The 17415-nt window shown below is 36.3% G+C and carries 17 protein-coding genes; 7 read left to right on the top strand and 10 right to left on the bottom strand.

Annotated elements, in window-relative coordinates; all coding sequences use genetic code 11:
* Positions 1-87: 87 nt before the first annotated feature.
* Positions 88-423 carry a hypothetical protein gene (locus B0I22_RS13395; RefSeq protein ID WP_133945704.1) on the bottom strand — a complete coding sequence of 112 codons (336 nt, stop codon included), beginning with the start codon at positions 421-423 and terminating at the stop codon, positions 88-90.
* 94 nt (positions 424-517) lie between these two features.
* Complete coding sequence (locus B0I22_RS13390; protein WP_133945702.1) at positions 518-1861, bottom strand: ammonium transporter; 1344 nt, start codon at positions 1859-1861, stop codon at positions 518-520.
* A 168-nt stretch (positions 1862-2029) separates the two neighbouring features.
* On the opposite strand from B0I22_RS13390, the gene B0I22_RS13385 reads away from it, so the two are divergent.
* A complete protein-coding gene (locus B0I22_RS13385) occupies positions 2030-2218 on the top strand; it encodes a hypothetical protein (RefSeq protein WP_133945700.1) in 189 nt (62 codons plus the stop codon).
* Positions 2219-2251: 33 nt separating this feature from the next.
* Here B0I22_RS13385 and lipA read toward each other — a convergent pair whose 3' ends face one another.
* Positions 2252-3121, bottom strand: coding sequence for a lipoyl synthase (gene lipA / locus B0I22_RS13380; protein WP_133945698.1), 870 nt, complete (start codon positions 3119-3121; stop codon positions 2252-2254).
* A 13-nt stretch (positions 3122-3134) separates the two neighbouring features.
* Positions 3135-3692: an RNA polymerase sigma factor gene (locus tag B0I22_RS13375; RefSeq protein WP_133945696.1), complete on the bottom strand. Its 558-nt coding sequence runs from the start codon at positions 3690-3692 to the stop codon at positions 3135-3137.
* A gap of 468 nt (positions 3693-4160) precedes the next feature.
* Between B0I22_RS13375 and dapF the strand changes: the two genes are divergently transcribed.
* From dapF to B0I22_RS13360, 3 genes are all read left to right on the top strand, one after another.
* Positions 4161-4988 carry a diaminopimelate epimerase gene (gene dapF / locus B0I22_RS13370; protein WP_133945694.1) on the top strand — a complete coding sequence of 276 codons (828 nt, stop codon included), beginning with the start codon at positions 4161-4163 and terminating at the stop codon, positions 4986-4988.
* Between the two features lie 64 nt (positions 4989-5052).
* Positions 5053-6078: an endolytic transglycosylase MltG gene (gene mltG, locus B0I22_RS13365; RefSeq protein WP_133945692.1), complete on the top strand. Its 1026-nt coding sequence runs from the start codon at positions 5053-5055 to the stop codon at positions 6076-6078.
* A 33-nt stretch (positions 6079-6111) separates the two neighbouring features.
* Positions 6112-8706 (top strand): TonB-dependent receptor domain-containing protein, encoded by a 2595-nt coding sequence (locus B0I22_RS13360; protein WP_133945690.1) that lies wholly within the window; start codon positions 6112-6114, stop codon positions 8704-8706.
* Between the two features lie 138 nt (positions 8707-8844).
* Here the strand turns inward: B0I22_RS13360 and B0I22_RS13355 are convergent, their stop codons facing one another.
* The 6 genes from B0I22_RS13355 to B0I22_RS13330 all read right to left on the bottom strand — a co-directional run bounded on the left by B0I22_RS13355 (position 8845) and on the right by B0I22_RS13330 (position 14198).
* Positions 8845-10041 carry an efflux RND transporter periplasmic adaptor subunit gene (locus B0I22_RS13355; protein ID WP_133945688.1) on the bottom strand — a complete coding sequence of 399 codons (1197 nt, stop codon included), beginning with the start codon at positions 10039-10041 and terminating at the stop codon, positions 8845-8847.
* Positions 10042-10081: 40 nt separating this feature from the next.
* Complete coding sequence (locus tag B0I22_RS13350; protein ID WP_185145348.1) at positions 10082-11350, bottom strand: ABC transporter permease; 1269 nt, start codon at positions 11348-11350, stop codon at positions 10082-10084.
* Between the two features lie 74 nt (positions 11351-11424).
* Positions 11425-12654 (bottom strand): ABC transporter permease, encoded by a 1230-nt coding sequence (locus B0I22_RS13345; protein ID WP_133945686.1) that lies wholly within the window; start codon positions 12652-12654, stop codon positions 11425-11427.
* Between the two features lie 112 nt (positions 12655-12766).
* A complete protein-coding gene (locus B0I22_RS13340) occupies positions 12767-13456 on the bottom strand; it encodes an ABC transporter ATP-binding protein (RefSeq protein WP_133946565.1) in 690 nt (229 codons plus the stop codon).
* A 206-nt stretch (positions 13457-13662) separates the two neighbouring features.
* On the bottom strand, positions 13663-13956 hold the full coding sequence (locus B0I22_RS13335) for a type II toxin-antitoxin system RelE/ParE family toxin (protein WP_133945684.1): 294 nt from the start codon (positions 13954-13956) through the stop codon (positions 13663-13665).
* Positions 13953-14198 (bottom strand): addiction module protein, encoded by a 246-nt coding sequence (locus B0I22_RS13330; RefSeq protein ID WP_133945682.1) that lies wholly within the window; start codon positions 14196-14198, stop codon positions 13953-13955. The genes B0I22_RS13335 and B0I22_RS13330 overlap by 4 nt, the downstream gene beginning before the upstream one ends.
* 225 nt (positions 14199-14423) lie before the next feature.
* Between B0I22_RS13330 and B0I22_RS13325 the strand changes: the two genes are divergently transcribed.
* The 3 genes from B0I22_RS13325 (at position 14424) to B0I22_RS13315 (ending at position 17346) form a co-directional block, all read left to right on the top strand.
* On the top strand, positions 14424-15770 hold the full coding sequence (locus B0I22_RS13325; protein WP_133945680.1) for a TolC family protein: 1347 nt from the start codon (positions 14424-14426) through the stop codon (positions 15768-15770).
* Between the two features lie 105 nt (positions 15771-15875).
* Positions 15876-16505 carry an NUDIX hydrolase gene (locus B0I22_RS13320; RefSeq protein WP_133945678.1) on the top strand — a complete coding sequence of 210 codons (630 nt, stop codon included), beginning with the start codon at positions 15876-15878 and terminating at the stop codon, positions 16503-16505.
* 43 nt (positions 16506-16548) lie between these two features.
* A complete protein-coding gene (locus B0I22_RS13315) occupies positions 16549-17346 on the top strand; it encodes a lysophospholipid acyltransferase family protein (RefSeq protein ID WP_133945676.1) in 798 nt (265 codons plus the stop codon).
* Positions 17347-17415: the final 69 nt, after the last annotated feature.

Below are 17415 nucleotides of genomic sequence, written 5' to 3'. Positions count from 1 at the left end.
TTTAGACACGAATTTAGAGATTTTTTTGATGATTTTGGGTGTGTTTTGGTGAGAAAATTAAGTAATTAGTTAATTACAAATTTTTGATTAAATATAATCATTGAGTATTTCAGAATCAGGACTATTCATAAATTTACTTAGAAAGACTAGAGCCTTTCTTTGAATACTTTCAAAATTTTCAATCTCCAGATCCCCTACTATTATACATCCATTATGACAACCTAAATTTTCCGATAAATATGTATCATTATCACAATAATAATCAATAAAAACATCAGTCCCTGAAAAACTAAATGTTAAAGAACATTCTAAATTATAAATATAATCGTCTGAGCCAAATTCTGGTTTAGCAAAACAAATTATTTGTGTTTCAGGATTATAATCTAATAAAGTAGGTATGTAAAGTTTTCCAAGATCTATCATAGCTTCAATCTTTTTCCTCCAAATTTAAAAATTTTAAACAAAAAACCTCGCTGTTAAAAAACAAACGAGGCAAACAAAATAAAATCTTTAATTTTTAGATACAGCTTTCATCGTGCTGCGACAAATCAAGCCCAATATTTTCAGAATCTTCCGCCACTCTTAACGGAATAATCACATCTGTAAATTTGTATAAAATCAACGAGCCTAAAAACGTAAATGCGGAAACTAAGACGAGAGCCATCATATGATGCGCAAAAACTTCGAAACCGCCGTGCAGAAGACTTGCATTCTCTCCTTGTGCCAGAATCGCTGTTAGAATCATTCCCATAATTCCACCAACGCCGTGACAAGCGAAAACATCCAAAGTGTCATCCACTTTTTTCAAACGTTTCCAGTTGCACATCAAATTAGAAATGATAGCTGAAATAAATCCAATGAAAATAGCGTGTGGAATCGTCACAAAACCTGCAGCAGGCGTAATCGCAACCAATCCGACAACTGCTCCGATACAAGCGCCCAAAGCGGAAACTTTGCGCCCGTTTACCCTATCAAAGAAAATCCAAGATAACATTGCTGTAGCAGAAGCGACCGTCGTTGTTCCAAAAGCCATCGCTGCTGTTGCATTGGCTGCCAAAGCTGAACCTGCATTAAAACCAAACCATCCAAACCAAAGCATTCCTGTTCCTAAGATGACAAATGGAATATTCGAAGGTTCGTGGTGTGGATTTTTTCTTTTTCCAATCATCATCGCGCCTGCCAAAGCTGCGAATCCTGCGCTCATATGCACAACTGTTCCTCCAGCAAAATCCTTCACTCCAAAATATTTGTTCAACAAACCTTCTGGATGCCAAACCATATGACAAAGCGGTGTGTAAATGATCAAACTAAACAACACCATAAATAACAAATAGGAAATAAATCGAACACGTTCCGCAAAAGAACCCGTGATCAAAGCGGGTGTGATGACAGCAAATTTCATCTGAAACATCGCAAACAAAACGAAGGGAACCGTAGAAGCCAATTGGCTGTGAGGCAAAACACCAACATTGTTGAAAAACGAATAGGTGGTTGGATTTCCTATCAATCCGTAATGTTGACCATTAATTGTGATCCCAATAGATTCGCCAAAAGACAAACTGAAACCGACAACTACCCACAAAATACTAATCACGCCCAAGGCAATGAAACTTTGCAACATCGTAGAAATCATATTCTTTTTCCCCACCATTCCACCGTAGAAAAAGGAAAGCCCAGGTGTCATCAACAAAACCAAACCGGAAGATGCCAAAATCCAAGCGACATCCGAACCTACAATATCTTCTTCGCCCAAGAATGTTCCTGGCTTTGGAAGCGATGTTTGCTCTGGCCAGAATAAAGCCGTGATTGAAACAAGACTGATGATGATAAAAGAAATAATCCAGCGCTTCTCGATTTTCATTTTAATGATTTTAATTTTTAACCCTGCAAATATATGGGGTTAATTTCAAAAAACATATATTTTAAAAACTAAACCCTCATAATTTTTACAGAAAATAAATTAATCGCATTAAAATTATTCAAATAACAATCAGGCATTAGTTTTGCAATAGATTAAAAAAATCAAGCTATGCGATCAGATATTCCAAAATCAGACAGCCAAACCAACAAAGGCCCGATGATTGCCATCATTGTTATCATCGTGTTATTTCTTTTAGGCTATTTCGGTTATATGATGTTCATCCCAAAACAGATTGAACAAATGAACAAAACCGAAAACATAGAACCAGTAGAACAAACAGTAAAAGACTCCATATAGGAGTCTTTTTTTATTTTAAATCTGATAAAAATCTTAGTGAATATGCTTCTCTGCGTGATAAGAACTTCTCACCAAAGGCGAACTTTCTACGTGACGGAAACCTAAACTTCTTGCAAAGTCGCCATACTCGTCGAACTGTTCTGGCGTGATGAAGCTTTTTACAGGAAGGTGTTTTTTGGTCGGCTGAAGATATTGACCCATTGTAATCACATCCACATTTGCGTTTCTAATGTCTTCAATCGTTTGGAAAACTTCGTCTCTTGTTTCTCCAAGACCTAACATTACTCCAGTTTTTGTACGATTTTGTCCAGCTTCTTTCAAATATCTCAGAACTTCGAGACTGCGCTCGTATTTTGCTTGTATTCTTACTTCTCTGGTCAAACGTTTTACGGTTTCCATATTGTGAGAGATCACTTCTGGAGCAACTTCTACCATTCTGTCCAGATGTTTTGTAATGCCTTGAAAATCTGGAATTAAAGTTTCCATCGTAGTTCCTGGGGAAATTCTACGAACAGCGTTCACCGTTTCGCCCCACAGAATCGAGCCCATATCTTTCAAATCATCACGGTCAACCGAAGTCAAAACAGCGTGTTTGATTTTCATTAATTTGATAGAACGCGCTACTTTTTCTGGTTCGTCCCAATTTACATCCAAAGGTTTTCCGGTTTTCACACCACAAAATCCACAACTTCTGGTACAGATGTTTCCGAGGATCATAAAAGTTGCCGTTCCTTCGCCCCAACATTCGCCCATATTTGGACAACTTCCACTTTGGCAAATGGTGTTCAGCTTATATTTATCTACCAAATGTCTGAGCTCGCGGTAATTTTTACCAGTTGGCAATTTTACGCGGATCCATTTTGGTTTTTGAATGGCTGTATCTTGTTGAATTAAATCCTCCATTTTGATCTTAAATTTAAAAATCGGTTTCGTCTTCTTTTAACAATTCGGCCAAGATCTTTTTGGCGCGCATTATTCTCACTTTTGTATTGGCAACAGAAAGATTGAGTTCTTCTGCAATTTCTTTGATGCTTTTTTCCTCGAAAAACCTGAGTCGAATGATGTCTTGATTTTTCGCATCCATCGTTTCGATGATTTGAATAATTTTTTGCTGATCTTCTTCAGAAATCAATAATTCTTCCGGTGATCTTGCAAATTCGTTTTTCAAATCCTGCAAGTTGGCGTTTGGATCTTCGTTTTCTCGGCTTTTCTTTCTCCAGAAATCGATGATTGTATTTTGTGCAATCGTAAGAATCCAAGTCTTGAACTGAAAGCTGGGATCGAAAAGATCTAACTTATTCAGCACCTTCGAAAATACCGAAACTGTGATCTCATCTGCATCATTTTCATCCTTCACTTTGTTCATCACAAAAGAAAAGACATCCACCCAAAAAGAATTAATGAGTTGTGTCTGAGCCTTTTGATCTTTGTCTCTGGCTTTTAGGATGAGTGTGAGCAACTGATCTTCTTTCATTTTTTCGACGAACAAAGATAAGGCATATAAATTAAAAGATAAGACAATTAAAAGATTGAAAAATTCTATTAAACAGACACTATCAACAATTTGAATTTAGAAAAAAAATAACGCAAAGCACGCTAAGTTTTTTTTAACATTATTGAAAACATTTTAAGACTCGCAAAGACGTAAACTCATCAAAGAAAAACAATTCTATCAGATATTTGTAATTGCGGAAAGATAAAATTTTGCATTTCTATTTTCACTTTCACTCGTAAAAAAGCATATTTATCTATGTGCCGAGATTGTGAAAAGATTAGCATTTTAGATTTAATTTAAATAACAAATATCAAGATTGAATTGTCTTTAAAAAGGTTATTTTTACGGGCTTGATTTTTGCAAGAGAAAATTTATTAATTGACTAATATTCAGAAAATTAAACGAAACCGAATTGCAACTCGCGTTCTGTCTGAAAATGAAACAACTATGAACAAACAAATCAAATTTTATAAATACCAAGGCACCGGAAATGATTTCGTAATGATCGATAACCGCGACCTCGAATTTCCACAAAGCACGGAACTCATCGAAAAACTTTGCGACCGCCGTTTCGGAATTGGCGGAGACGGCTTGATTCTTCTTGAAAATGATGATTCTCCGAGACAAAATGCAGATGATTTTGCCCCAACCCTAAAGGGAGATGAAAAATCGGATTTCAAAATGGTGTATTTTAATTCTGACGGAAACGAAAGTACAATGTGCGGAAACGGCGGAAGATGCATCGTAGCATTTGCCCATTTCTTGGATATCTTCGAAGACCAAACGACTTTTGACGCCATCGATGGACTTCATAGAGCGGAAATTAAAAATGGAATTGTGAAGCTTAAAATGATTGATGTTATTGATATTAATAATGACGGAGAAGATTTTGTGATGAACACCGGCTCGCCACATTATGTGAAATACGTGGAAATGTTAAATAATTATAATGTTTTCAAAAACGGTAACGAAATCCGCAATTCTCCGACTTACAAAGCAGAAGGAATCAATGTGAACTTTGTGGAAGCCTTGTCTGATAAAGAGATTTTCGTGAGAACTTACGAGCGTGGCGTGGAGGATGAAACCTACAGTTGCGGAACTGGCGTTACGGCTTCGGCTTTAACTTTTATGGATAAAAACAATCAAACTTCCGTTGCAGTCAAGGTTTTGGGCGGGAAATTGAAAGTTTATGCTGAGAAAAATGGAGCGGGATTTAATAACATTTGGCTGGAAGGACCAGCAAGTCAGGTTTTTAGCGGAACAATTTCTATTTAATAAAAATAATAGAATGCAATTAAAAGATTTTTAAAATTCTGAATCTCTTTTACTTTTTTAAACTATGAAAAAAATAATTCTAATAATTTTTGTTGTCGTCATCGTAATTCTGGGATTTTTTGGAATTAGATTTTACAATAAATATGCTGGGAACAATGTGGAAAAAGATGGATTTGTCTTGATTCCGCACAATGCAAAACCTCAGCAGATTTTTGACTCGATTGCGCCTCTCATCAAAAATAAAGATTACTTCACCAGTGTTGCAAAAGATAAAAACCTCGCTGAAAATTACAAAGCTGGACGCTACGAATTGAAATCCGGAATGAACAACCGCGAAATCGTAAATATGATTCTCGCAGGAAATCAAACCCCGAATTCATTCAGAATCAAAGACTTTGATGACGTTTATCAAATGATCGGACGAGTTTCTAAGAAGACAGAAATCGATTCTGCAAAATTCGCGAATGAGTTGGATAAAATAGCTATCAATAAAGGTTATAAGAATGCAGAAGATTTGAAGAAATATTTCTTTAATAATACTTATGATTTCTTCTGGACTGTGACGCCAAAAGAATTTTTCGAGAAATTCGATAATGAATACAAAGCATTTTGGACTGCGGAAAGAATTGAGAAAGAAAAGCAATCAGGACTTTCGAGAGAGCAAATCTATGCTTTGGCTTCTATCGTTTACAAAGAATCTGGCGGAAAACCCGATGAGCAGAAAACAATCGCCGGATTGTATTTGAATCGTTATAAAAAAGGAATGAAGCTGCAAAGTGACCCGACGGTAATCTACGCCATCAACAAAGCAAATAATTTTACGCAAAAGATAAAACGTGTTTATTACAAACATTTGAAAGAACCTTCGCCATATAACACATACGCCAATGTTGGAATTCCGCCAGGACCAATTTGTATTGTGGACAAAAATTCTTTGAATGCGGTTCTGGATGCGGAAAATAATAATTACATTTTTATGTGCGCCGATCCTGAGAGATTTGGTTATCATAAATTCACGCACAGCGATGTTGAACACGCGAAAAATGCGAAAGCTTATCAAGACTGGCTGAACAGCAGACAAATAAAATAAATAAAGAGTATAGACTCAGTAAAAAATAAAAGAATGAAACGAACGGAAATTGTAAGTATATTTCAAAAGAGAGCTTTTGGTTTAGCTTTGACAATAGGTGCAGCTAGCTTTGTGATGGCGCAGCAGAAAGTGAATATTTCGGGAAATGTAAAAGACGCTAATGGTGGTGTTGGCTATTCATCTGTCACTTTTAAGAATACTCAAAATTCACAGTTAAGCGATGCTGTTTTGGCAGATGTGGATGGGAATTACAAGCTGGACTTGGCGCCAGGAAATTATGACGTAAGCATAGAAGCGGTAGATTACAAAAAATTCACTCAAACCATCCGGGTTGAAAAAGCAGGAGCCATTGCGCCATTTGTGATCACATCTGATGGGAAAGCCAATCTTAATAACACTACCAATATCCAAGGTGTTGTAATTACCGCAGCAACTACAAAACCTTACAAAGTAGAACTCGATAAAAAAACTTACGACCCTTCTCAGGATTTGGTGAGCAAAGGTGGAAGTTTACAGGATGTTTTGCAAAATGTACCTTCAGTTTCTGTGGATACGGACGGAACAGTTTCTATGAGAGGAAGCTCCAATGTGAGATTTTTGATCAATGGAAAACCTTCTGCCCTACTTGGAATCGATGATGGTGCAAATGCGTTGCAAAGTATTCCGGCAGATCAAATTGAAAAAATTGAAGTGATTACGAATCCTTCTTCGAAATTTGAAGCGAGCGGTACAGCTGGTATTTTGAATATCATCCTTAAGAAAAACAAAAAAACAGGTTTCAACGGAAGTGTGATCGGAACGCTTGGTTATCTTCCTCAAACCAATCTTAATACAAGTCTTAGCTGGAGAAAAGGAAAATTCTCTTGGTTTCTAAATGGCGGAGGCGGATACAGAGAATCTAAAAATACCAACAGAAACACCAATATCTATAACGACGTAACGATAGTTGGAAATCAATTAGAATCTCGTCAAAATTCTGAAATCACAAACAAAAACAGCAACTACAATGCGACGGCTGGGATTGTTTATGACATCAATGATAAAACTTCGGTAAATGCTTCCGGAACTGTAAGAACGTTTGAAAGCGACAATGTTGGAAATATTGATTATAATTTCTCACTACTGAATGCGCCAAGCACTTATACTTTGAGAAGAAATATTGGGACTAATAACAACTTGGCTTTCCAAGGAGATTTTGGTTTGGATCATAAATTTGATGACAAAGGACAGAACTTATCATTATCATTAAGTTTACAGAGAAACCGTTCCAACAATGATACAAACATCTTGGAATACGAGAATTTCAATCCTGCAACTTCCCTTGAAAACATTATCAATCAAAAAACTAAGAATCAAAACATCGTTGCAAAACTTGATTATGAATTGCCAATTGGTGAAATTTCAAAATTAGAGGCTGGCTACCGTTTGGATTCCAATGATAATAGCTATGACAATAATGTTTTGGAAGGTACATCTGCTCAAAATTTAGCATTGTTACCTTTGTATACTTATGATGCTAATTATAAAGAGCTATTCAATGCTTTCTACTTACAATTTAAAAGTAAAATTGGAAAAATAGGTTATCAAGTGGGACTTAGAAATGAACTTTCCAATGTAACAATTGATTATCAAAATCTTTTAACTCCTGGATCTGCAGGTTACACACCACCCATTGTAAACGATAAGAAAACTTATAACAATCTTTTCCCAAGCATCTTCTTGAGCTATGAGTTTGCTAAGGACAATCAATTATTGGTAAATTACTCCAGAAGAATTGACAGACCAAGAGGATTTTTCTTGATTCCAAATCCGAGCTACAGCGATAATCAGAATATTTTTGATGGAAACATCGACCTTAATCCTGCTTATGTTGACTCTTTCGAAGTTGGATACAGTATTTCTAAGAAAAAATTCACGATCAATCCGACTTTATATTATAAGCGTAAAACTGATGACACCAAAATGTTGGTTTACAATAAAGCGATTGAATATAAATATCTGGATGATGCAGGAATCGAACAAACGGGAAAAAGGATAGAATTCCACACAAGACCAATCAACCTTGGATCAGAAGAAACTTATGGTTTGGATCTTAATTTCAATTGGGATGCGACCAGTTGGTTGAAGTTTATGGGAAATGTGGATGTCTTTGGATATAATATCAAAGGAAGTACTTTGTATGATACATTGGATCAAGATTTAAATGATATTGTTCGTACAGCCAATTTTAACGGAACCGGAGTTTCCACAAGAAGTCGATTGACAAGTACTTTTAAACTTGATAAAACATTAAATTTCCAAGTTCAAGGTTTCTTTAGAGGTGCTACGAAAACGGAATTCCAACATAGAAAAGAAATGTATGCCATCAATTTTGGTGCTTCCAAAACTATCTGGAGCGGAAATGGAACTATTGCCTTCAACATTCAGGATGTTTTCAACACAAGAGCGATGCAGGCAACTACTTACACAGCCAACAGTACAAGAGATACGTATATGCAATGGCAACCAAGACAGTTCACGGTTTCTTTGACGTATAGATTCAAACAAGGGGAAAAAGTAGATCAACCTAAGCGTAAAAAAGACATCAACTCCAATGCAACTGGCGGTGATGAGCAAGGACCAATATAATAATTGGATCTCTATCATAAAATTAAAAATCCTGCAAATTATTTTGCAGGATTTTTTGCATTAATTATAAAAACAAAAAATCCGTCTCGCTATAAAAACGAGACGGATCTTTTTAACAATTATAATTTAAAGGTCTATCTATTTCTTTTGTTCCTTCAGTTCTTCTTTGTCTTTGTCTGATGGATTCCAAACTTTCACTTCCGCATTCTTATCGATTCCGGAAAGAATCTGAACATTGATCCCGTCACTTGAGCCTAACTTAACATACACTTTTTTGAAACCGCCATTCGGTTGTTTCACTTCTACAAAGGATTTGTTGTTGCCCTTTTCATATTGAATCAATGACTCATCTAAAAGTAGTGCATTTTTCTTAGAACTCAATAAGATTTCTCCATTCGCACTGAATCCAGCTCGGATGTATTCGCCTGTTTTATTATAAACATCGCCTTCCACAGCAAATTTAATCGTTCCGCTTTCTTCCGTTCCTTTTGGTGCAATCAATGTTAATTTACCCGGGAAAGATTTGTTTTGCAAAGCTCCAATTACAACGCTCATATCCATTCCTTGTTTCAATTTTCCAGCTTGTGCTTCATCGATATTACCTTTAAAAATCAATGAATTAAGATCTGCGATAGAACAAATCGTAGTTCCAGCGTTGAAAGAGTTAGCTTCGATCACCTGACTTCCGACTTTCACAGGAATTTCCAAAACCGTTCCGGCAGCTTTTGCACGAATCTGAGTGGTTGCCATACTTTGAAGTTCTGGCGTTGCTCCCGTTCTTACGATTTGCAATTGTTTTTGCGAAGCATTAAGTTGTTGGGCAGCCAATTTTTGTTGTTGAATTGTTGTCTCCAATTGCTGTTGCGCCGTGATGTATTCCTGTTTAGAAATCACACCTTGCTTGTACAACTTCGCCTGCATTTCGTATTGTTTCTGTTGATTTTGAACATTCACTTTCGCGTTGGTCAATTGGATTTGAGAATTGCTGACCTGCATTGTCGCATTATTCACTTCCGTGATATTCGGAACGATTCTGATGGTTGCAATCAACTGTCCGGCTTGTACTTTGTCGCCTTCGTCCACATTGATTGTTTGGATGATTCCGGCGATGTTTGGTTTGATTTCAATCTCTTCGCGAGGTTCGATTTTTCCGGTTGCCATTACCTTGTCATCCAGATTTTTGATGCTTGGTTTTCTGGTAAGAAACACTTCGTTCTCAGCCGAATTGGATTTGATAAGATAACCGATTCCACCGATCACAGCAACTGCAAAAAGTAATCCCAGAAATATGGAAATTGCTTTTTTGAATGTAAATTTCTTCTTTTCTTTTTCCATTATATAGAAATATAGTTTATTATTAATTTTTTATTATTCGTTATTCGCTTCTCAAAGCTTCAATTGGTTTGATTTTTACCGCTCTTTGTGCTGGAATCAAGCCGATAATCAGTCCAAGGAAAATCATAATTCCCATTGCAGAAAATACATTACCATAGTCAACCGTTGGATTGCTGAAAGGAAAAGCATCGTTGTTCATTGTCGCAATATTCAGAATGATCAAAAGGAAAATTCCCGATAGAAATCCAAGCAATCCGGATGACAAAGTAATCACAACACTTTCCAGCAAAATCTGATTTCTCACCTCAGCTGGTTTTGCACCCAAAGCACGTCTGATTCCAATTTCTTTGGTTCTTTCTTTTACTGTAATCAATAGAATATTTGAGATCGCAATAACGCCTGCTAAAATCGTCAACGTTCCCACAGTAATGGTCAGTAACTGCATCCCTGTAAGGAATCCCGTCAATTTTTTAAATTCTTTTGCAAGATTGAAACTTCCAAATGCATTGGTATCTTCTGGCGAAACGTGATTGATTTTTTTAAGTTCATCTTTCACTTTGGTTTCTACAATGGAAGCTTCTGCATTGGGTTTTCCAACAATCGCAAAGAAACCAACTTTATCACCTTCATTATACATCCCAGAATAAGTTGAAAACGGAATATAAGCCGATTGGTCATTTTCCATTCCGCCACCTCTTGGCACTCGAAAAACGCCTATGACATTGAAAAATATGCCTTTCAAATTGACCGATTTTCCAATTGGATTTTCGTTTTTCTTAGCATCGAAAAGATTTTTATAAATCTCCTCTCCTATTACAATCACATTTTTTTTGGACTGAATATCGGCATCATTAATATACCTTCCGAATAATAATTTTTTCTTAGAAATCTGATTACCAACCGGAAAATCCCCCGTAATCATATAAGTATTTTTCTTTCCGTTTCGGGAAATCTGCTCGCCTGGCGTTCCAAAATTTCCCCTCACACTCTGCGGCGATATATAATCAACTTCCGGTATTTTCTTCGTGATGTATTCGATATCTTTTAGATGAAGGTCCATTTTTCTGCCTTTCGCAAAACCTTCGTAAGGAATATTGGTATTCTGTGGCCAAAGGAAAATCGAGTTGGTTGCAAAGCCGGAAAACAACTTGTTGAATCCATTTTCCATTCCTTTTGCCGCACCCAGCAGACTCACATACAAAAACATACCCCAACCCACGCCTATCATCGTAAGAAACGTTCTGAGCTTATTGTTCCGAAGGGAATAATAAATCTCCTGCCAAGTATCTCTTTTGAAAAGTATATTCATTTTTTAGTTGATGATTCTTAGTTGAAAGTTTTGGAATCTATTGTCTTGATTATTTGTTCTCTACTATTGTTTCTTTAGTCTGTTCTTAATGCTTCAATCGGTTTAATTTTCGAAGCTTTGTAAGCCGGAACAAATCCTGCAATTGCGCCAGAAAGCACAAGACAGAAAAATGCTGCCGCAATCAATCCCCAACCTACGGACGGTTCTGTGATGAAGTATTCTTCCAGATTATTTCCAATTAATTTTAAAGTCAAAACGCCCAATCCCACGCCTATAATTCCGGAAATTACTGTAATCACAATACTTTCCTGTAAAATCAGGGCGACAATCCCGGCTGGTTTTGCACCAATTGCTTTCCGAACACCAATTTCCTTAGTTCTTTCTTTAATGATATAAACCATTATATTACTGATTCCAATGATTCCCGCCAACAACGTTCCAAGCCCGATAAATCCTACAACGATGGTAATCACAAACAAGAAAGCAAATGAATCCTGCGTGTTTTTCGCATTATTATTAATCCTGATTCCTTGCTGATCTTCCGGAGAAATTTGGTGTCTTGCTCTGATGTTTTTTTCTAGTTGATCGCCGTATTTTACACCTTCTTCCGGTGTCATATTGGGATTATAAGAAAGCATCACGGTGCTAATTGTATCAGAACTTTTTTTCATCTGCTGAAGTGTGGAAAGCGGAACAGAAATATGCCGCTCGTCCCAATCACCGCCTGGGTCAGAAAAAACGCCAACCACTTTGAACATCGTTCCATTGATTTCCAAATCTTTCCCAATCGGATTTCCATCTCGAATCAAATCTCTCCAAACCATTCTTCCGATGGAGGCTACATTTTGCTTCAGTTCGTTATCTCGTTCATTGATGTATCTACCATCAATCATCGTTCTGTTTTCAAGAAATTTCTCATCTCCCAAAACACCATTGATTTGGTATCCTCCGCTTTCCTTACCATATTTTACGGTAAGACTGGTTTGATATCTTGGTGACGCGTACTCTAATTTCCCTTCACTTTCTTTGACAATGGCATCGAAATCATCATTGTTAAAAGTAATGGTTCTGTCCGATTGTAATCCTGCGTAAGGAACTGTGGTTTTGCCAGCCCAGATCATAATCAGATTGGTAGCATCTCTCGTGAAAGCTTTCGCAAATGAGTTGTTAAGACCATTTCCAATTCCAAATAAAACAATGAAAATAAAAAGCCCCAGCGCAACTGTAAAACCAGAAAGCACCGTCCGCAATACATTACTGCGAATGGAACTAAATATCTCTTGCCAGCGGTCTAAATCAAACATATTTTTTTAGGTTGGAAGCTAGAAGCAGGAAGTTAGAAGTTGCCCGCTTGTCGCATTATTTTTTATTTCGTAATCTCTAAATTTTCAATTTTTAAACTTCCATCATCCAGTTTTAAAGTACTATTTGCTTAATGAATTCATCACTTTCTATTCTGCCGTCTTTCAGGACAACATTTCTTTTGGTTTGCGCTGCAACATCATTTTCGTGAGTTACAACAACAATTGTTTTTCCCTCGTTATTAATTTCCTGAAGCAACTTCATAATATCGTGCGTCGTTTTGGAATCCAGCGCTCCGGTTGGTTCATCAGCAAGGATTAATTTTGGTTCGGAGATTAATGCTCTTGCAATCGCAACTCTTTGTTTTTGTCCTCCGGAAAGCTCGCTTGGAAGATGTTCTGCCCATTCTCTCAAACCTACTTTTTCCAAATATTCGAGAGCTTTTTGGGTTCTTTCTTTTCGGGAAACATTTTGATAATATAGTGGAAGCGCCACATTTTCCAGCGCCGTTTTATAATTAATCAAATTAAATGACTGAAAAATAAATCCAATGAAACGGCTTCTGTATTCCGCCGCTTTTACTTCTGTAAGATGTTTGATAGGAAATCCATCAAGCTCATAGATTCCGTTATCAGCTTCATCCAAGATTCCGATGATATTAAGCAAAGTCGATTTTCCGGAACCGGAACTTCCCATAATAGAAACAAACTCACCTTGATTGATATTAAGATTAATACCTTTCAGCACGTGAAGTTTGCTCTTACCTGTATCGTAAGATTTGTTGACATCTTCTATTTTCAGAATCGGATGAGACATTGTCTGGATTTTACATATAAGTAAATCCGAATACCAATTTGTTACATTAATTAAGAAATATTATTGAAAAGGTTGAATGATTGAGTATCATATTTTAGCTCCGATTTTCCATTTAAGATTATAAAATAACAAAAGCTACTCAGTGAATAGCTTTATTGTTTTTAAATGTTGTAATAATTTTTTTAATAAAATCTTTAAATTTCATCAATTTTCTCTTGTCCGCTTTGCGCGTGCAAAATTGCGAGAATAATAATTTGAAATCCATCTATCGTATAATAAATATGATAATCAAATTGTTTCAAAAGGACGGTTCTTATGTGAGGACGTTTTACTTCAAAACCTTCGGGCGTATTAAGTATTTTGGTCTTAGCTTCTTCTATTCTGTCCAAAAAATCTACCGCCAAACTGGGATTTATTGTGAAATAATAATCTACAGCTTCTATAATATCATCATAGACTCTAGGTCTATTTTCGAAGACAAAACTCATAAACTATATTTCTCTCTAATACTTTTCATCATTACATCAAAATCCATATTACTGTTCGGATTTTTGCGATAATCTTCCAAACGCTCATCCAATATTTTTTTATGCCAATCTGGAATATCAAAATTTTGAAATTCTTCATCCTGCAGACCTTCATATTTTTCCTTTAAAGACTGCCACTCTTCAATCGGGATAATAACAGCAGTTGCATTTCCTTTGTTATCGTGTATATATTGTAGGTTCATTGTCTTAAAGTTTTAAATTATAATGTGAAAATTTCTTTTAGTGACTAATTCCATCAAAAAGAAACAATTCAAAATTAGTCAAAAAAAGGAAAATTTAAACAATAAAGGTAACGAAAATAAAATTTCCATTTTACAATTTTTCATAAATTACAGTATGGTGATTTTTTAAACTATGTTGTAACATTTTGGATGTTTTGAAGTCTTATTGTATATAATTTTTCTTTTATGCTTAAAAAAGTTTTTTGTATTTCGCTTTTGTCTATCGGAGTTTTGGTATTTTCTCAGAAAAAATGGACGATTCAGGAATGTGTGGATTATGCCATTAAAAACAACTTGCAAATCCAAGCACAGGCTTACAACAAAGATGTACAGACAAAAAATCTTGAAATGGCAAAGAGAGAATATTTGCCTGGTGTTTCCGGAACGATTTCTAACTCAGCTAGTTTTGGAAATTCGCAGTTTGTGAATACGAGTATTAGAAATGATAACTTCAATAATAATGCGAATGTTGGCGCCAATATTTTGGTTTACAACAATGGAAGATTAGAGAAAACGATTCGTAAAACAGGTTTCGATTTAGATGCAAGTTTGCAGGATATTGAAACCATAAAAAATAATATTTCGCTCCAAATTGCTCAGCAATATCTCAACGTGATGCTAAACAGAGAAATCAAAAAAATCTCTGAAAGTGCGATGGAAAATGCACAAAGGTTATACGACCGAGCCAAAATAACGACAGATGTGGGCACAACTGCACAAACCGTTTTAGCAGAAGCAACAGCGTCATTGGCAAGAGAAAAACAGAATGTGAAAACAGCTCAAATCAATGTTGATAAAGCATTGTTTGCAATGGCTCAGCTTCTTCAGCTTCAGGATTATAAAACTTTTGATGTGGTAGATATTCCTGTCCCAGATGAATTGACGCCTCAAACCGAATCTGTGGAAGAAGTTCTTAATATTGCTTACACTTCTCAACCAATCGTGAAAGCGGCAGAAATAAGAATAAAAGCGGCAGAAGCTCAAACCGAAGTCGTAAAAACCAATTTTTACCCCACGATTTCTGCCACGGCTGGAATTGGAAGTTTCTACAACAACCGACTGAATACCAACAACATCAGCGGAACACCACAGCTTTACATCAAGGAACATAGTTTTGCGGATCAATACAGAGAAAACTTTGGACAGCAACTAAGTTTGTCTGCAAACATTCCGATTTTCAACAAAGGAATTACAAAACTGCAGGTGGAGCAAACGAAAATCAATGAAGTGATTGCGAAGAATAATTTGGAACAACAAAAGTTTCAGTTGAAGCAGGATATTCAGCAAGCTCAGTTCAATGCTGATTCTAATTATGAAATCTATGTTGCCGCGATAGAAGCTGAAAAAAGCACGAGATTAGCCTTAGATTTTGCAGAGAAAAGTTATGAAGCTGGACGTTCAACTATTTATGATGTGACGATTGCGAGAAACAATTTTGCTAATGCGCAAGGTTCTGTGGCTCAAGCAAAGTACAATTATCTGTTCAGTATCAAAGTTCTGGATTTCTACGCTGGACGTGGGATTACGCTTTAAAATATTTTCAATTAATAAAATTCAAAAGTCGCAAAGTCAATCTTTGCGACTTTTTTTATGTGGAATTAGCATCTTCAATACTTCAAATTTCCTTATCTTTGAGATATGCAGATTTTTGGAAAAGACTTACTTAGAGACATCAAACAAGCGGAATTATTGGGCGAAAATGCGCACAAAATCTATTCTCCGCCCTATCGTCCTGTGTTCAGTTACGAAGATATTTTGACAAGGAATCCAAAGTTTGCAGCCGTCAACATTCTGCTTTATCTTAAGAATAACGAGTGGCATTTTCCATTGATTGTTCGTTCTCAAAACGAAAGAGACAGACACAGCGGACAAATATCCTTGCCTGGTGGAAAAAGAGAAAAAGAAGATTTGGACTTTGCCCACACCGCAAAACGTGAAACTTCAGAGGAATTGGGAATTGATGAACATTACGTCAGAATCATCCGCGAAATGTCGCCGATTTACATTCCGCCAAGTAATTTCTATGTTCATTCCTTTGTTTCTTACACCAAAAAGAATCCAGAATTTTTCCTTCAGGAAAGCGAAGCCGTGGAATTGATAGAGTTTCCAATTTCATCTTTATTAAGTCTTCCCGACCAGCCAAAAAATATGGTTTTGCCATCTACAAACGGTGCAGAAGTTCCCGTGATAGATTTTAATGGCTACATCATTTGGGGCGCTACTTCAATGATTCTCAGCGAGTTTAGCAACTTGTTAAAAATTGTCTAATTTTGCAGTAATTTCTGACCTTAGAAATTATAATTAATTATCAATGGCAAAAAAAAATATTTTTACCGATTCTTTTGGAAACATCTATGTTTTGAAAAGGTTTATTATTTTTATTCTTGGATTGGTTTCTTACCGGAGATTCAATGGCTTCAATAAGCTCAAAATTTCAGGGACAGAAAATCTGGCTGATCTTCCGGACAGCAACGTGCTGTTTGTTTCCAATCATCAGACTTATTTTGCCGATGTCGCCGCGATGTATCATACTTTTTGCTCGGTGAATAATGGTTTTCATAATACGATCAAGAATCCAGTTTACCTTCTCAATCCAAAAGTAGATTTCTATTATGTCGCAGCAGAAGAAACGATGAACAAAGGACTTCTTGCAAGGATTTTCAAAATTGCTGGTGCCGTTACTGTAAAAAGAACTTGGAGAGCCGAAGGTCAAAACGTGAACAGAATGGTAGATCTCACCGAGGTCGAAAACATTATGAAAGCGCTTGATAATGGTTGGGTCATCACATTTCCGCAAGGAACAACTTCCGCTTACGCACAAGGCCGAAAAGGAACTGCAAAGCTGATTAAAAACCAAAGACCAATAGTGATCCCCATTAAAATTAATGGTTTCAGAAGAGCATTTGACAAGAAAGGATTAAAGATAAAAGTGACTGGAGTAAAGCCAACGTTGGAGTTCAAACAAGCTTTAGACATTGATTATGATAATGAGTCCGCCACTCAAATCCTAGACAAAATAATGCATGCCATCGAGCAAACGCCAGAACATAACTTGCTTCACGAGTACGACGCAAAACAAAAAGAAATAAAATCCCAGTCTCAACAATAAAAAAACGGCTACTGAAAAAGTAGCCGTTTTTGTTTTATTTTAAGAACCTAATAAGTCTATTATCTCTTA

The sequence above is a fragment of the Epilithonimonas xixisoli genome (assembly GCF_004365655.1).
In the GTDB taxonomy this organism is placed as follows: domain Bacteria; phylum Bacteroidota; class Bacteroidia; order Flavobacteriales; family Weeksellaceae; genus Epilithonimonas; species Epilithonimonas xixisoli.
This window is presented reverse-complemented; position numbering and strand designations above follow the sequence as displayed.